Annotated in this window: 15 protein-coding genes and 6 pseudogenes; 13 read left to right on the top strand and 8 right to left on the bottom strand. The window is 59.0% G+C overall.

Annotated features, from left to right (window positions below):
* The first annotated feature begins 1 nt into the window (after position 1).
* Together QA646_RS29900 and QA646_RS29895 are read left to right on the top strand one after the other, a co-directional pair.
* On the top strand, positions 2–1,519 hold the full coding sequence (locus QA646_RS29900; protein WP_283061210.1) for an NADH-quinone oxidoreductase subunit C: 1,518 nt from the start codon (positions 2–4) through the stop codon (positions 1,517–1,519).
* A 12-nt stretch (positions 1,520–1,531) separates the two neighbouring features.
* Positions 1,532–2,065, top strand: a complete 534-nt coding sequence (locus QA646_RS29895; protein ID WP_283061209.1) for an NADH-quinone oxidoreductase subunit B family protein — start codon at positions 1,532–1,534, stop codon at positions 2,063–2,065.
* A 9-nt stretch (positions 2,066–2,074) separates the two neighbouring features.
* Here the strand turns inward: QA646_RS29895 and QA646_RS29890 are convergent, their stop codons facing one another.
* Entirely contained in the window at positions 2,075–2,221 is a 147-nt protein-coding gene (locus QA646_RS29890) for a hypothetical protein (protein ID WP_283061208.1), read from the bottom strand.
* A 3-nt stretch (positions 2,222–2,224) separates the two neighbouring features.
* Between QA646_RS29890 and QA646_RS29885 the strand changes: the two genes are divergently transcribed.
* The 4 genes and pseudogenes from QA646_RS29885 to QA646_RS29870 all read left to right on the top strand — a co-directional run bounded on the left by QA646_RS29885 (position 2,225) and on the right by QA646_RS29870 (position 5,382).
* On the top strand, positions 2,225–3,121 hold the full coding sequence (locus QA646_RS29885; protein WP_283061207.1) for a DUF4365 domain-containing protein: 897 nt from the start codon (positions 2,225–2,227) through the stop codon (positions 3,119–3,121).
* Between the two features lie 400 nt (positions 3,122–3,521).
* Positions 3,522–4,275 (top strand): annotated as a pseudogene (locus QA646_RS29880) (ImuA family protein).
* Positions 4,190–4,801: pseudogene (locus QA646_RS29875) on the top strand (DNA polymerase Y family protein); the annotation flags it as partial. The pseudogenes QA646_RS29880 and QA646_RS29875, both read left to right, overlap by 86 nt.
* Before the next feature lie 137 nt (positions 4,802–4,938).
* On the top strand, positions 4,939–5,382 hold the full coding sequence (locus QA646_RS29870; RefSeq protein ID WP_283061206.1) for a hypothetical protein: 444 nt from the start codon (positions 4,939–4,941) through the stop codon (positions 5,380–5,382).
* Here QA646_RS29870 and QA646_RS29865 read toward each other — a convergent pair.
* Positions 5,379–6,439, bottom strand: a protein-coding gene (locus QA646_RS29865) for an IS630 family transposase (protein ID WP_283055739.1) whose coding sequence is annotated in 2 segments (ribosomal slippage) — positions 5,379–5,947 and positions 5,947–6,439 — 1,062 coding nt in all. Because the reading frame shifts where the segments join, the coding sequence is not laid out codon by codon here. The genes QA646_RS29870 and QA646_RS29865 overlap by 4 nt on opposite strands.
* 68 nt (positions 6,440–6,507) lie before the next feature.
* Here QA646_RS29865 and QA646_RS29860 point away from each other — a divergent pair.
* The 4 genes from QA646_RS29860 to QA646_RS29845 all read left to right on the top strand — a co-directional run bounded on the left by QA646_RS29860 (position 6,508) and on the right by QA646_RS29845 (position 9,110).
* Positions 6,508–7,254 carry an RHS repeat-associated core domain-containing protein gene (locus tag QA646_RS29860; protein WP_283061205.1) on the top strand — a complete coding sequence of 249 codons (747 nt, stop codon included), beginning with the start codon at positions 6,508–6,510 and terminating at the stop codon, positions 7,252–7,254.
* Positions 7,255–7,449: 195 nt separating this feature from the next.
* On the top strand, positions 7,450–7,848 hold the full coding sequence (locus QA646_RS29855) for a hypothetical protein (protein WP_283061204.1): 399 nt from the start codon (positions 7,450–7,452) through the stop codon (positions 7,846–7,848).
* A 75-nt stretch (positions 7,849–7,923) separates the two neighbouring features.
* Positions 7,924–8,601, top strand: coding sequence for an IS701 family transposase (locus QA646_RS29850; RefSeq protein WP_283061203.1), 678 nt, complete (start codon positions 7,924–7,926; stop codon positions 8,599–8,601).
* Complete coding sequence (locus QA646_RS29845) at positions 8,568–9,110, top strand: transposase (RefSeq protein ID WP_283061202.1); 543 nt, start codon at positions 8,568–8,570, stop codon at positions 9,108–9,110. The genes QA646_RS29850 and QA646_RS29845 overlap by 34 nt, the downstream gene beginning before the upstream one ends.
* A gap of 178 nt (positions 9,111–9,288) precedes the next feature.
* Here QA646_RS29845 and QA646_RS29840 read toward each other — a convergent pair whose 3' ends face one another.
* The gene (locus tag QA646_RS29840; RefSeq protein WP_283061200.1) at positions 9,289–9,486 is read right to left on the bottom strand and encodes a hypothetical protein; all 198 of its coding nucleotides are present in this window, start codon (positions 9,484–9,486) and stop codon (positions 9,289–9,291) included.
* Positions 9,487–9,593: 107 nt separating this feature from the next.
* Between QA646_RS29840 and QA646_RS29835 the strand changes: the two genes are divergently transcribed.
* Positions 9,594–9,965, top strand: coding sequence for a helix-turn-helix domain-containing protein (locus tag QA646_RS29835; RefSeq protein ID WP_283061198.1), 372 nt, complete (start codon positions 9,594–9,596; stop codon positions 9,963–9,965).
* A 378-nt stretch (positions 9,966–10,343) separates the two neighbouring features.
* Positions 10,344–10,451: pseudogene (locus QA646_RS29830) on the top strand (IS481 family transposase); the annotation flags it as partial.
* Here QA646_RS29830 and QA646_RS29825 read toward each other — a convergent pair.
* From QA646_RS29825 to hemA, 5 genes and pseudogenes are all read right to left on the bottom strand, one after another.
* A pseudogene (locus QA646_RS29825) lies at positions 10,450–10,902 on the bottom strand (helix-turn-helix domain-containing protein); the annotation flags it as partial. The pseudogenes QA646_RS29830 and QA646_RS29825 overlap by 2 nt on opposite strands.
* A gap of 167 nt (positions 10,903–11,069) precedes the next feature.
* Positions 11,070–11,822, bottom strand: a complete 753-nt coding sequence (locus tag QA646_RS29820) for a YoaK family protein (protein WP_283061197.1) — start codon at positions 11,820–11,822, stop codon at positions 11,070–11,072.
* A gap of 224 nt (positions 11,823–12,046) precedes the next feature.
* Positions 12,047–13,000: a helix-turn-helix domain-containing protein gene (locus QA646_RS29815; RefSeq protein ID WP_283061196.1), complete on the bottom strand. Its 954-nt coding sequence runs from the start codon at positions 12,998–13,000 to the stop codon at positions 12,047–12,049.
* Positions 13,001–13,205: 205 nt separating this feature from the next.
* Positions 13,206–13,470: pseudogene (locus QA646_RS30610) on the bottom strand (ABC transporter); the annotation flags it as partial.
* A gap of 322 nt (positions 13,471–13,792) precedes the next feature.
* Positions 13,793–15,004, bottom strand: a complete 1,212-nt coding sequence (gene hemA / locus QA646_RS29805) for a 5-aminolevulinate synthase (RefSeq protein ID WP_283061194.1) — start codon at positions 15,002–15,004, stop codon at positions 13,793–13,795.
* 146 nt (positions 15,005–15,150) lie between these two features.
* On the opposite strand from hemA, the pseudogene QA646_RS29800 reads away from it, so the two are divergent.
* Positions 15,151–15,905: pseudogene (locus tag QA646_RS29800) on the top strand (heme ABC transporter permease).
* Positions 15,906–15,911 lie beyond the last annotated feature (6 nt).

Here is a 15,911-nt window from a genome sequence, read left to right as displayed (position 1 = left end):
GATGCCGACGCTGAGTGACATCCTCGAGAAGGGCCGTTCGGTTCCGCATCATGCTCTGTGGCCGCGCGCCGCCGTCGATGCGGCTGCATGGACATCGGCCGCATTGGCTCTGTCGGAAGGACGCCTGACTCTGCTCGGTCAATGGGGCGAGGCCAATGCCGTTCATATGGCCTTGCTCGATGAGCTGGCCGGTATGATCGGCGTTATCAGCCTTGAAGGGCTGAAAGGCGGCGGATATCCGTCTGTGGCGCAATTGCATCCGCCGGCGTTGCGGCTGGAGCGGGCAATCCGCGACCTGACCGGGCTTGAACCGCGGGATTTGCCGGACGGCCGGCCATGGCTCGATCACGGCCGCTGGGGCCTGCACCACCCTCTCAAAGAGGGTGGTGTTCCTTCGTCGGAGGTCAGTCCCTACGCCTTCCTGCGTGCGGAGGGCGAAAGCCTGCACCAGATCCCGGTTGGCCCGGTGCATGCTGGCATCATCGAGCCGGGACATTTCCGTTTCACGGCTAACGGCGAGACGGTCGTGCGACTCGAGGAACGGCTCGGCTATGTCCACAAGGGGATCGAGGCGCTGATGGCCGGTGCGGATTTGATCCGCGGAGCGAAGCTCGCCGGCAGAACCTCCGGCGACAGCACGGTCGCCTATACCTATGCCTTTTCGGAGGCCGTCGAGGCTGCGCTCGGGCTCGTCGTTCCGCCCCGGGCGGTCTGGCTGCGCGCGCTGATGGCTGAATTGGAACGGCTCGCTAATCATCTCGGCGATATCGGCGCCATCGGCAACGACGCCGCATTTCCACTGATGCTGGCCCATTGCGGTGTGCTGCGCGAGCGTGTGTTGCGCGCGGCGGATGCCGCCTTCGGCCACCGGCTGATGCGCGACCGTATCGTGCCCGGTGGCGTCACCGGCGATCTGAATAGTGAGGGAGTCATCGGCCTGCGAAGCTTGCTTGCCGAGATCCGTCGCTGGTTCCCCGCCCTGGTGGAGCTCTATGACAACACCGCCTCGCTGCAGGACCGGACGGTCGGCACAGGCAGGCTGCGCGCCGAACTGGCACGCGAGTACGGGGCAGGTGGCTATGTCGGGCGAGCTTCCGGACGCGGTTTCGACGCCCGGCAGGTCTTGCACTACCCGCCCTATGATAGTCTGGTCTTCGACGTTCCGGTGCTTAACGACGGCGATGTCAACGCCCGCGTCTGGATCCGTATTCGCGAGGTCGAGCAGAGCCTGTTGCTCATCGAGCAGGTCCTCGACCGCCTTCCCGAAGGTCCGATCCTCAGCGCAATCCCTTCCATCGGTGGATATCGGGAAGGCATGGCGCTTGCCGAGGGTTTTCGTGGTGACGTACTGGTCTGGCTGCGGCTTGCGCCGGATGGCAGGATCGAACGCTGCCATCTGCGCGATCCATCCTGGTTTCAGTGGCCGCTGCTGGAGGCTGCGATCGAAGGCAATATCGTTGCCGACTTCCCGCTCTGCAACAAGTCGTTCAATTGTTCCTATTCCGGTCATGATCTTTGAGGGCAAGGTCGCATGCGAAAGCTCCTCTTCGAAAACCTGATCCGCCTGCCGCTGACGGAACCGGCACCACCACCTGCCGATGCGGCGATGGAGGAACTCGCCGCTGCCATCGACACCGCGTCCCGCCGGCGGCTCGGCCGCAGTCTGTCGATCCGCGCGGTCGATGCGGGTTCCTGCAATGGCTGCGAGTTGGAGATGCATGCGCTGAGCAATGCCTTCTACGACATAGAGCGCTTCGGGATTCGCTTCGTCGCCTCACCGCGTCATGCCGATGTACTGCTTGTGACCGGGCCGGTGACGAAGAACATGCGCGAAGCCTTGGAACGGACGTATAACGCCACGCCCGCTCCGAAATGGGTCGTTGCCCTCGGCGGCTGTGCCCGCGACGGCGGCTGCTTCGCGGGCAGCTACGCCGTTATCGGCGGAGTTTCGAAAGTCATACCCGTCGACTTCCATATTCCGGGCTGTCCGCCGTCGCCGACGGACATTCTCAGAGGTCTTCTTGCCTTACTTGAACATGTGAACACGGGAGGCCGCGCTTCGTAACGGCGAGCTTCAATGGTTCGACTTCTCCAGGCTGGATTGATCGTAATAGGTGCTCTGGTCGCGGCGGCGGGCGCGCTCCTTGCGGCCGTTCGTCGCTGGATTTTTCCGCCAACGCCGCCAGTGCGACCGCCGCTCGGCAAGAAGCCGGATGACCATGAGATGGATCCCGCCGTCCGCCTTGCCATCGACGCTGTCGAGAAGGTTTTTGTTCGGGATTTCAAATGGGCTTTCCGTAGGTTATCAAGTTCCGACACCGGCATTGATGCGCGCGCCGAAATCCTCGATGACGGCTGGCCGACAGGTCGGTTCTTGCCGCTGCAAATCAGATCCGTATCGTCGACAAGTAAGCGGCATGGCGATCATACCTATCGCGGAGAGAAGAAACACCTCGACTATTGGACAAGGCATGCGTTGCCGCTTTGGGTGGTAATCGTCGATTATGAAAGTGACCTAATGCTCTGGCAACAGGTTGAGAAGTCGTTGTGCGTGGTAACGGAGTCAGAATGGTCGATCGTCATTCCGGCGACCAATATGCTCGATGCCTCGGCAAGGCTCTGCTTCGATGAGGCCATAACAACCGATCCAGAGTTGCTGATGCGCACGGCCTTTGCGCTTGATCGCGTGCTGATGCAGGAAATGCAGGATCAGACGACGTTTTTTGTGTGGGACGAGTGGGGTGACACAACTGCGATCTTTTGTAATCTCCGCATCTATGTCGGCGGAGGCCAGAAGGAAGAGCCGGATGTGCGGATTGATTATCACCTTCGTGCGCATAGTCTTCATGAAGTCATGATCAAGCTTTTCCCCTGGGCAACCTATGCTTATGCTGAGCCGATTTCGGAGTATTCCGGCGAGATTGCTGTGCACATCCTGAAGGTAGAACTGCGACCTCAAGCCTACGCTTATCTCCAGGCGGAGAGTTTCCTGGAGGGAGGTTATCCCAAAGAAGAGGAACCATCGGCTCCGGAAACCGATGACGTCATCACGGAAGAAGAGGAGCGAGAATTCTGGAGAAGGCGAAGAATGTGTCGACGCCCCAACAATCCGACAGATTAAGCAACGAAGCCCAGCAACTTCATACCAGCCGATAAAAGCAAGCACTTGGCACACGAGGACTGATAGAAATGCCAAGGAGGCGGAAGCAGGCCCGTTTGAATCCACAGGAGGAAGTTCCGCACGCACGGGACACCTACGCCGTCAAAAACACCGACAGGAAGGTATGCCATCGCCGGCAAATGAACTCGCGAGTGCGTTTACGGGACCAAAAAATCAATTGATCAGTCGTCCCGTATTGCGTTCGACGGCATATCCGAGATGCAGCCTCGGCCGGATGCTAAACCACCACCGTCGGTGTCGGGGGTGATTGGATGTGGCTTCAGCACCTACGGCATGACTTCGCCAGCAGACTGTGCGGCCGTTTCGACCGTTGCAAAGCCCAAGGAGGCGCCATTTCGTGATGCATGAGCACGCCGTCAACCCCGTCATCGCCGAGCTGCGCGAGCGTATCGAGCGGCTGGAAGGTGGGGAGATTCGGCGGCGGCTGGTGTTGCCCTTCGGTGTTCCCGAAATCGATGGCCGATTGCCACAGGGAGGGCTGGCGCTCGGCGCGCTGCACGAGATCGCCGGCGGCGGCAATGGCGCGGTCGATGGAGCCGCCACAGCGCTGTTTGCCGCGGCGGTCGCCGCACGCACTCGGGGCCGGTGCTCTGGTGCATGACGCGTGCCGATCTCTTTGCGCCGGCGCTCGCCCAAGTGAGCCTGTCGCCAGGACGGGTCATCTATGTCGAGGCGGGCGATGAAAATGCGCTACTCGCTTGCATGGAGGAGGGATTGCGTCATGGCGGCCTCGGCGCCGTGGTCGGCAACTCGCGCGCCTGTCGGTGACCGCGTCGCGTCGCCTGCAGCTATCGGCGGAAAATTCCGGCATGATCGGCATCGCCGTCCGCCGTTGGCGGCGTCAGACCGAAGCATCCGATTTCGGGCAGCCGACGGCGTCCGCCACCCGGTGGCGTGTCTCCGTGCTCCCATCCTCCCCCTTGCCAGTTCCGGGCGTCGGGCGTTGGCTGCTCGAGCTTATTCGTTGCCGTGCCGGCGAAAGTGCAGATTTTGAAGTGGAAGCCCCCGATGCCAAGGGTCGTATCGCTCTTCCTTCCGACCTGGTCCACGGATCGTCTTCGGCGGAAACTTGGCGAGGCCGCGCCTCCGCCTGAGACGCCGCTCGTTCTCGTCGGTCGTGAGCAGCGCCGGCGCGTTGTGCTCGCCGCCGACAAGGCTGCGCGCGCGGCTGGCTTGTGGGTTGGCATGCCGGCGACGAAGGCGCAGGCGCTGGTGACTGGCCTCGTGGCAATGGACGCCGACCCGGCTGCAGATGCTGAGGCGCTTCAACGTCTGGCGCTCTGGGCGCTGCAGCGCTATGCGCCGATCGTTGCCGCCGATCCACCTGATGGCCTGGTCATCGACACGACCGGTGCCGATCACCTGCATGGCGGTGAGGACCTGATGCTGTCCGGCATGGTCAATCGCTTCTTCCATTCGGGCATTGCCGCGCGGGCGGCGGTCGCCGACACCTGGGGCGCGGCACACGCCTGCGCGCGGTTTCTCGGACAGCCGACTTCTGTCGTTCCGCGAGGGGCGCAGGCCAAGACGATGGGCCGTTTGCCGATCGCGGCCTTGCGGCTTAATCCGGCTATCGTCGACGGTCTTCGCGTGCTGGGCTTCAACACGATCGGCGAGGTTTGTTACCTACACCTACGAGACCACAACGAGCCGCTTGAAAAGCGCCCTCGATGCTCTCGGACAGACGAAGCAATACACCTATGCCATCGACGACAATTTGACCGGCCTGACTCAACGCCGTCAATCCGACGCCGAACGTGACGTTTACCTACGATCCTTATTTCTCCAGGCTTGCCTCGATGACCGACGGCGTTGGGGTCACCAGCTATGCCTACAACCCGTCTTTCGTCGACGGTGCGCAGCAGCTTGCCCAGGAATGCTTTACGGCGACAGGCGCCACGGGGTGCTCGCACACGATCGCATACGGCTACGACGCCCTGGGCCGATCGGCAAGCCGCCAGATTTCCGGGAGCGGGCCGGAGACGTTCACGTACGATGCCATCGGGCGCGTCACCAACCACTCGAGCGATCTCGGCGCCTTCCAGCTCAGCTATCTCGGGCAGACGCAGCAGCTGACTGTGCGGCAGTTGCTGCCCGCCACCTCTACCCTGAAGACGACCTGGAGCTATCTTGATAACGCCCATGATCGGCGGCCGTCGGGCGTAGCAAATACAGGGCTAATACCAACGCTCAATGATTAGAACTCATCGGCCCATTTTCTGTGGCCGATTGACATGACGCGCCAAGGCTGGCGTTGGAGCTTGTGCCAAGCATCGCAGCAGTGATCGACGATGTCCTCGTAAGATTTGAAGACGCGGTTGGAGAGCCAGTTTTCGCGCATGAACTGCCAGAGGTTTTCAACCGGGTTGAGTTCGGGCGACTTTGGCGGCAGCGGCAAGATGGTGACGTTTTCGGGCACGGTGAGATTGTTGGACATGTGCCAGCCCGCCTGATCCATGATGAGGATAGCGTGGGCGTCTTCGGCGACATGGCGGGAGATTTCCATCAGATGCTGGTTCATGGCATAGGTGTCGCACCACGGCATGACGAGTGCGGCGGCCTTGCCGAGCTTCGGGCAAATCGCACCGAAGATATAGGCCGATCTCGTGCGCTGGTCGTGCGGCGCTGAGGGCCGTGTTCCGCGCTTGGCCCAGCGACGGGTGATCTTGTTCTTCTGGCCGATGCGGGCTTCGTCCTGGAACCAGATTTCTATTCGTTTTCCTTTAGCGGCTCCGGCAGCGATTTCCGCCACTGCGGCGGGGAAGTTTTTTTAAATTCCTCGATCGCTTGCGGGTCTTGTGCATGGTGCTTGGGACGTGCGGTGAGTTTGCGATAGCCCATGGCATTCAACTCGCGCCCCAGCGTCTGGCGGCTCACCAAGACACGATGCTCCTGCCAAAGCCATTGCACCAGATCAACGAGCCTCCAGCGCACGACGCCATCGAGATAGGGAACAGGACCTTTCTCGACCGCCTCGGCAAGCGCCTTGCGCTGCTTGTCATCGAGCAAGGGCTCCCGCCCCGTCGCCTTGCCTGTCTTCAGACCATCAGGACCGTGCAGATTGAAACGCTCAACCCAATCGCGGATGATCTGCAAACCCACCCCGCCAATCGACGCCGCCTGGCTCCGCGAACCGCCCTCGTAAATGACCGACAAGGCAAGCAACCGGCGGGACCAATCTGCATCCCGGCTCTGCCTCGCCAGCCGACGCAATTCATCAGCCGTATAGTCCTCGCGGATCTTCAGTGCTGTTCCCATGGCGAAATCTCCTTCCGCCATGTTGAATCATGATTTGACCAAAAACGGAATCCGTTGAGTCAACATCATTGAGCCTCGGTATAACGGCCGGACAATTTACCAACTTCACGTTTGAGACGACGCCGGAGAACTTCATTTCGGGCATAACTCAGACGAGCGACACGGTGGTGGCTGAACCCAATCCTACCGCTCAAAATATCTCCTTTAACAATCTCAACGAGATCACCCAAGTTTCTGGGCAAGCTTTCAGCTACGACGCGAACGGAAATTTACTATCTGATGGCGCACGGACCTATGTCTGGGATGCAGACAATCGTCTAGCCGGTATCGCCTACGCCTCTCAACCCGGAAAGCAAACACATTACACATATGACGGCCTTGGCCGCCGCATCGAAATCGATGAAATCCCCGGCTCGGGAGGTGCGGCGGTCGTTTCCAAATATATTTGGTGCGGCGCCTCACCTTGCCAACGCCGAGATGCGTCCTACTCACCAACTCGAAACTACTTTGATGAAGGCGAATACAGATTTGATGCCGCCAATCTGGCCCTTTATTATGGAGTCGACCAAATCGGATCAGTGAGGCGGGTTTTCTCAAGCGAAAACGACGCACCCGCTTATGATTACGACCCTTGGGGAGTTCCAGGACAGACTACGCCCTTCATAACAGACTTCGGTTTCGCGAAAATGATGAACAGCGCGTCCTCAGGTCTTAGCTCTACTTGGTTTCGTGAATATGATCCGACGTCTGGCCGCTGGATTACACGTGACCCTGTTGGAGTGGTCACTTCTTTGAACTTATACGTACGTCGATAGTGACCCGCTCGATTTTATCGATGTTGAAGGGAAAGCCAAAAAACGCCCTCCTGTTATCATTTGCGTCGGGATAAATCAGTCTTGTGGCGCGCCGATGCGTCCACCCGGTATCAATCCTGATTATCCGGGCGTATGTTATCAATGCCTTATGAGAGAGAAAAAATGGCCCTACGGTCCGGCTCCAGATTGCGATGAATGATGGAAGAGCACACTGGAAATGAATTGAACCTCATGCTTGAGGCGAAGAAGCCATTGGCAATGTTCTATTTTTGCCGCGCCATGGATGATAAAGATATTTTGCCAATCGACGACTTTGCCCCTCACGTCGAAAATGGTCGGATCATGATGGAGGAGTTTGACGCTCCGGTCCCGGTAGGTTCTGACTCAAAGTATCAGATCACCTATGTTCTTTACGCACTTGCGGCGGAAGCGTGGAGAATTCCCGCGATGAAAATTGCGCTTACGGCCCAGAACGAGAACTTGAGAAAACCCGACGAAGGGATCGATCGTATTATCGGTATGTTACTCGGGTACCCCAAGGATGCAATTGATTCATGGATCCAGTCGGGTGTCGACAAAGGTGCATATCGCTAGCAACCGGGCTAGTACTACAGTTGCGTTTGATTTGAAATCATGATTCATTTCCCGCATTTGACGGGAGGGAATCGAATGTCGGTAGCGGGTTGGTCCGGGTCCATGCTGGCGTGGCAGCGTGAGCTCGATGCCTTGAAGGTGCGGTTGGGTCCGGTGTTTGGTCGCCGCGAATTGCGCGTATCGTGTGGTGCCTTTCTGGATGGGTTATTGTCGGGAGCAGAGCGCAAGACCGGCTGGTTGATGGCTGAACAGGCAGGACTGGATCGCCCTTATCGGATGCAGTCGCTGCTGGGGCGCAGCCATTGGGATGCTGACGCATTGCGCGATGCGGTGCGCGCTTATGCAATGGAGTCTCTAGGTGACGCGGACGGCGTTCTTGTGGTCGATGAGACCGGCTTCCTGAAGAAAGGCGTTCATTCGGTGGGTGTCGCGCGACAATATTCCGGCACGGCCGGCCGGATTGAGAACTGTCAGGTCGGTGTTTTCCTTGCCTATGCAAGCCGCTACGGTCAGACCCTGATCGATCGGCAGCTTTATCTGCCGAAGGGGTGGGCTGAAGATGAAGCGCGCCGTACTTCGGCTCACGTCCCCCAGTCCCAGACCTTCGCGACCAAACCGACCATCGCTGCCAAGCTCATAGCCGATGCGCTGGATGCCGGCGTGCCTTGTGCCTGGGTATTGGCCGATGCGCTCTATGGTTCGGATCGAAGCTACGCCGGATGCTGGAAAGCCGTGGCCAGCCTTATGTTCTAGCAGTTCGCTCCAACCATTGCCTGCGCTTCGTGCGCGAGCAATGCTTCGAGCAAACTGATCCGGAGACGATGGCCGCGGAATTAGAGGCGGAGGCCTGGTCAAGTCATCCAGCAGGCGAAGGCGCCAAAGGCCTTCGGCTTTATGATTGGGCCCGTATTCCTCTCAGCTCTCGTCCTGATGCACAATGGGAGCGCTGGCTTCTGATCCGCCGCAGCCGACGCGAACCCGATGCGCGCGCCTATTATTTTGTCTTTGCGCCTGCCGGTACGGAACTGAGCGAGTTGGCTGGCGCTGCCGGGCTGCGTTGGACGGTAGAAGAATGCTTCCAGCGTGCGAAGGACGACCTCGGCCTGGATCATTGCGAGGCGCGATCCTGGCATGCCTGGAACCGGCACATGACGCTCGTCATGGCGGCCGCTGCATTCCTCGCCAAGCTCGGCGCCGACCTACGCCGTACCGCTGCTGGCAAACCGAACGAAACGAGTCCAAACCCGCCAATCGCCGCCTGACCAACACCCTGGCGCTCCTGCCTAGCGTCGCAGAGATCCGCTATATGATCAAACGGCTCTTACTGCCGCCCCCAATCAGAGTTCGCCTGATCTTGGCATGGTCGCTCTGGCGACGCATGCATCAAGCGTCCGCAACCCTCGCTCACTACAGAGCCAGGAATCAAACGCAACTGTAGTACTAGGTTACCTTGGCCAATCTCTCGTCCAAGAAGGCTTCCGGATCAGAGAAGAACTCGCTCATTAACGCGAAATGATCGGTCATGCGGTAATCAATTTGCGACAAACCTTCATTCGTCATGTGCAACAACATCGCATTTGGATATGACATGATGATGGGTGAGTGGGTGGCAATAATGAACTGGGCCTCATCGGCCACCTCCGCTTCCTGCAGTATTCTTAGAGCGGCGGATTTTCAGGTTGAATCGGTCAGGGATTCCGTTGCGGTGGGTTTCGTGATTCACTTTCGGCCGGAGGTGATTTGCGATGCCGAAAGCCTATTCGCGTGATCTTCGGGAGCGTGTCTCCCGCTATGTTGATGCCGGCCATTCGCGGCATGCGGCGGCCGCCCATTTTGGCGTATCGGTTTCTTTCGTCGTGAAGCTGATGAAGATTTGGCGCAGCTCCGGCCGGCTTGATCCCAAGCCCGGCGGCGGGCGGCGCCATTCCAAACTCGATCCACACCGGGGCTTTCTGCTGCGCCGAATTGATGAGAAAGACGATCTGACCATGCCCGAGCTTGCCGCGGAATTGGCCGCCAAGGGCACGCATGTCGACCCGGCGTCGATCTCCCGTTGGTTCATTCGAAACGGCTATCGCTTCAAAAACGTATGGCTCGCCCGTCTGCAAGTGGTCTGAAAGAGCCTGATCAATCTGCACCAACGTATCCGGTCTCAAGGCATGCCTTGGCCAAGATGGAGCTCCGCACGCCTTGATCCTCATAAACGCTCCGGCGAGCGTCCGCCATCTTTTTGATCGGGTTTTCAAGGCGTCGTCTAACTGTCAGGCCATTTTCCTCATTCCACCCGCAGATACTCGCGAGGCAGCAACGCCTCGACTACGACACGGCGGCTGTGTGTTCGAACATCACACGTTTCTGCAACACTGCCCAAATGATGCGCGCCATCTTTGCCGCCAATGCGACGATAACGATGTTTGGATGAGCGCGCGCGATCAGTCCTCGTAGCCACGCTCCAGTTGCGGTCTGGGTTCGTGCCAGATGCGGCATGGCGGATCTGGCTCCATCGCTACAATTGGCATCGCCCGCATGGCAGCTTAAAGTCCAACACGCCCATCAGCCGACTCGGCCTCTCCGAGGACAACCTATTGAGGCCCCACACCTAGAGCGCAGTGGACGACGTTTGCGACGCGCTTCCGGTAAATACTGACAGAGGCCAAGCCCATAATCTTCCTTGCTGTAAATGAAGCGATAGATTGTCTCTTTACAGGCGCGGACGAGGCTGTGCCCCTCCAACAACAGGCGCCCGGCGATCTGCTCCGGAGACCAGCGTGCCTCCAACTGGTTGATAATCTCCGTGCGTAAATTCGGGTGCCGCCCCAGCTTTCTCAGCCGGCGTCGCCGTTCCTTGGAGATATCGTGAGCTACCGTGCTGTAGTAGCCGTCGTAGTCCGGCAGTTCACGATCATGAAACGTATTGCGCTTGATCTCGCGGTAAATCGTCGAGCGATGGCGGCCAAGCTGACGTGCCATTTTGTTGACGGGAACTTTTGCCGCCACCAGCTGATGCAGGCGTCGTCGGTCGGCGAGAGCAAGCTGCGTATAGCATCGGGACACGCCAAAATCTCCAAAGTGAAGCCATTGTAATCATTGGCATGTCGCACTTGAAAATAGAATGCATCAACAATTGCAGGTTGTGATCGATAAGAACTATTATGGAACCGCAACGCGATTTCTTGGGTTCAATTTCACCTGTGGAGTTTGAATAAAAAACGGTGCGAAAGTCAGGGGTGCAGGTCGGATTGAAAAGTCCCCACAGCGGATGCTGCCCCCTTCGCCCGCCGAATGGCATCCAAAGCGATCATTGTCAACAACGTCGCGGCGAGAATGAGAAGATAGCCGCCGACGGCGCGATAAATGAGGACGCCTAGAATGCCGCCGGTCAAGAAGGCGACAATTGTGTAGAAATGCAGCCGGAGCTTGCTCAGATTGTGTCGCGCCTCCGCCTCGGGCTCATGTCCACGTAGAATGTCGAAGGCGATTCCGAGTTCGATTCCGAGATCGGTGGCCATGCCGGATACATGCGTGGTGCGCACGCGGGCATCGGAGATGCGGGTAACGACGGCATTCTGCACGCCCATCAGGAACGCAAGGCCGAGAACGAGAACCGGCACACGCCAGGCGGCCAGCAACCAGAGATCCGCACAGCCGAGAAGGGCAAGCAGCGCTGCTTCGGTCAGGATGCTGTAGGCGTAAATGGCATGGACGCTACGACGACGGCCTTCATTGACGATCAGCGTCGATACCGCCGAGCCAAGTATGAACGCCACTACGATGCCGCTATAGAACAGCGCAGAGAGCCACTGGCCAACGGCCAGATGATCGGAGAGCGTGGAAACGTTGCCCGTCATGTTGGCGGAGAAGAAGCCGACGGCATAGAAAGCCGATGCGTTCAGAGCGCCGGCGATGGCGGCAAGCGAGGCCGCAAGGCCGCGATCGATCTTTTCGTTACGGTGAGTACCCTGTCTTACGAGCATGTGGTGCGAGCTATTGACTTGATGGGATGGGAATCGTTGTGAGGAAAGATTGTGGTTTAATCGCTTTGCTTTGGTCTAGAGGCGCACGCAGGGAGCAGATCGGTCCGACTTGTTAGCACGAATGCATACATTGACGGAGTTCGTCGGCCACGAATGGCTCCTTTGAGGGGGCACAGTCCATTCCGCAGTGCAAAGTGTCGCAACTCTGCGACAGTTTCGTTCAGTCAATGCATGTCCAGCTTCCTCATCTTACGATGAAGCGTGGCTCGGTTCATGCCGAGCGCCAGCGCGGCCTGCGTCACATTGCCATTGGTGCGCGAAAGCGCCCTGAGAAGAGCCGCACGTTCGGCCTCTTGAAGAGCTTCTTCATCGCCCGGATGGCTTTCCCGCAATGCATCGGCGGCGGGAACGCCAGCGGAAATTCTGTTGTCGTCGAGTTTTAACGCCACGCGGGCGGCTCTCGTCGCACCAAGCACCATGTCGTTCCGATCGACCGCAAGAAGCGCCGAGGTCGAACCGCTATCGGTCGGAACCATAACGAAGCGAGCTGCGGAAAAGGCGCTCCGGAAAAGATTGAGTTCGATGCGCATCGCCGCCTCGCGAACCGTCTGGTAGATGATGGAGAGCGTCATGTCGTTAATGTCCTCGCGGCACGTCGAAACGTCCAGCGCGCCGGCCATCTGACCACGATGGTCGCGGATCGGCGCTGTGGTGCAGCTCAGATTGATGTTGGAACAGAAAAAGTGCTGATCACGGACGATCGTCACAGCCCGATCGTCGGCAAGCGCCGTGCCGATGCCATTGGTGCCGATGCTCGCCTCGGTCCATACAGAACCGGTCCAGAGGCCGAGATTTTGGAACTCCTTATCGTCGCCCGCCGTACCGCGCCGTTCCAGCGCAATGCCGTCACGATCGGTCAGCAGCAGACAGCAGCCGGCCTTACCGACCGTCGAGAAAAGCCGGCCGAGCTCATCGGCGGCTTCCACCACCAGCCTTTCCGACCGTTGGCGTGCCAATTGAAATTCCTGCTCGCTCAGACGAATAGGCAACCGCTTCTCCTCGGGTGCCAGTCGGTGCATCGTCATGCAGCGCCGCCACGAAGCGACGATCGTCGAACTTGCAGCAACAGACTGCGCGGATGCATAGACCTCATCCGCATGCGCAGATTGCTCGTACATCAGGCTCCTCCCACCGAATGTTAGATCAATTCTTGCTAAAAAAATGCCGTATGGCAATTGCTCGGCGGACTGCCGCCCGACGTGTTTCTAAAATCAATATTCACGCCCTTCCTAGGCTGACGTGACTGCCGCACGACGGGACGTCTCACCCCGTTGCGCCTCGCTTCGGAAGTCCAAAACGAGAGTCCCCGCCCTTTCGCCGAGTGACTCTGCTGATCGCGACGCCGGTCAGACATGCCCTTGCGCGAGCGGCCGCAATTGCCTCGCGGTAGGAGAACTCTACGTCTCCAGCATATTTCTGGTGGGCGGCATCTTCGCCATTGAACGACTGCAGCGTGCGCTTTGCGGCAATGATTTCGGCAGCGTAAGCCGAGGCACTCGCAAGAGAATCGTGCGCGGCATCATGCCCAGAGCACCGATACAGAGGATCGAATTTCTCAATGTTACAGATGCGGTCAAGCTCGAACAGCCATCGGAAGGGCGAGCGAATGAGCGCCGCAGCCGTCAGGGCCAAGAGAGCAGAGGCTGAAAGAAAACCATGGCGGCGCAAGAAAGGAAGGAGGAGTACGAGGCGCGTGGCAGTCTGTTTTCTTGATGAAGGATGTTGTTTGCCTTCGTCGTCTTCACGCGCAGGGCCCTGGGATAGTTGTGCAGGCTGTCGGTCGTGCTGAGCTATCATCAACGCCGTGATCTCCTAAGATTTTCATGATGCTCTTGTCCGTCGGATTGCCGATGGTGTCGTTGATTATTGTCAATTACGAGCCGCGTTCGGGGCTTGGTACACATTCGCCCCTACGCGGCTACGCGGGCCAGCGCACAGCGCGACCAGAGCGCATGCAGCGCACCGACCAGATGCTCGATATCGGCATCCGAATGCAGCGGCGTCGGCGTGATGCGCAGGCGTTCGGTCTTCTTCGGTACGGTCGGATAGTTGATCGGCTGGACGTAGACGCCCATGTCGAGCAGCAGATCCGATATCCACTTGCACTTGGCGGCATCGCCGACCAAAACCGGCACGACATGGCTCGGGTTCGGCATATGCGGAATGCCGGAGGCATCAAGCTGGGTGCGCAGCCTGCGCACCCGGTCCTGATGGCGGGCGCGTTCGAACTGGCTGACCTTCAGATGCCGGATCGAGGCGACGGCGCCCGCCGCCAAGGCCGGCGGCAGCGAGGTCGTGAAGATGAAACCGGAGGCGAACGAACGGATGAAATCGCAAAGTGCGGCCGAGGCGGCGATATAGCCGCCCATGACGCCGAACGCCTTGCCGAGCGTGCCCTCGATCACCGTCAGCCGGTCCATCAGCCCTTCGCGCTCGGCAATGCCGCCGCCGCGCGGACCGTACATGCCGACGGCATGCACCTCGTCGAGATAGGTCATGGCGCCATACTTATCGGCGAGATCGCAGATCTCCTTGACCGGCGCGATGTCGCCATCCATCGAATAGACGCTCTCGAAAGCGATCAGCTTCGGCGCCTTCGGATCGGCGGCCTTCAGCTTGGCTTCGAGATCATGCAGGTCGTTGTGCTTCCAGATGACCTTGTCGCACTTGGCGTAGCGGATTCCCTCGATCATCGAGGCATGGTTCAGCGCGTCGGAGAAGATGATCAGGCCGGGGATCTTGGCGCCGAGCGTGCCGAGCGTCGCCCAGTTGGATATATAGCCGGAGGTGAAGATCAGCGCTGATTCCTTGCCGTGCAGATCGGCGAGCTCCTGCTCGAGCAGAACATGGTAGTGGCTGGTGCCGGAAATATTCCGGGTGCCTCCCGCACCCGCGCCACAGTGATCGATCGCCTCTTTCATGGCTTCGATCACCTTCGGATGCTGGCCCATGCCGAGATAGTCGTTCGAGCACCAGACCGTCACGTCCTTGGAGCCTTCCGGCGTATGCCAGGTCGCGCGCGGAAAGTTACCGCGCTGACGCTCCAGATCGGCGAACACACGATACCGGCCTTCCTGACGAAGACCGTCCAGTTCACCTTTGAAAAATGCTTCGAAATCCATGCTTGGCTCCCTTCTATCGAAAGTGCGATACACCAGTCCGACCGAGAGCTATTTGATCTGCGTCAAGTCTTGAAACTCCTTCGGCATTTTCGTTCTTTGACAAGGATCAATTATCCGCCGGACCGTTCAGGTTAAGGCTCCGGCCCATGAGCACTTTCCTCCGCACAAGAAACGCCATCACCGGCCTCGCTCAGCCTTCGAAGTTCCTGGATTCGCAGATCGCGTCCTCCCAACGCTGCTTATCGTGACCGTTTTATGCTTCGCAGTCGGCCTCTATTTCAGCTTCACATCCGATGTCGACTATCAACAGGGTCAGACCGTCAGGATCATGTACGTCCACGTCCCTGCCGCTTGGGTGGCTCTTCTCTGCTATACCGTGATGACGGCGAACGCGACCGGTTTCCTGGTCTGGCGGCACGCTCTTGCCGACGTTGCGGCGCGATCTGCGGCACCGCTCGGGGCCGCGTTCACCTTCATCTCTCTCGTCACAGGCGCGATCTGGGGCAAGCCGATGTGGGGCACCTGGTGGGTGTGGGACGCGCGCCTGACCTCCATGTTCATCCTGTTTATAATGTACCTCGGGATACTGGCCATCAACCATGCGATCGACGAGTCGACTCAGGCCCCGCGGCTGACGTCGGTCATCATCATCGTTGGTTTCATAAATATCCCCATCATCAAGTTTTCGGTGAACTGGTGGAACACGCTGCACCAGCCGGCGAGCGTGCTGAGACTGGACGGTTCGGCGATGGACGTCGAATTTCTCCGTCCCCTGCTGATTATGGGGTTCGCCTTCGCCGCTCTGTTTGCAACGCTTCACATTGCATCGATCCGAAACGAGATCTGGCGCAGAAAACTAATCTCTCAACACAGGCTCGCAGCAAGAGCTGCCAATGCATAGGGAGAA

Origin of the sequence: Rhizobium sp. CB3090, assembly GCF_029714285.1 — a bacterium.
GTDB lineage: Bacteria > Pseudomonadota > Alphaproteobacteria > Rhizobiales > Rhizobiaceae > Rhizobium.
The sequence above is the reverse complement of the archived record's forward strand: the minus strand, read 5'-3'. Positions and strand labels throughout refer to the sequence as shown.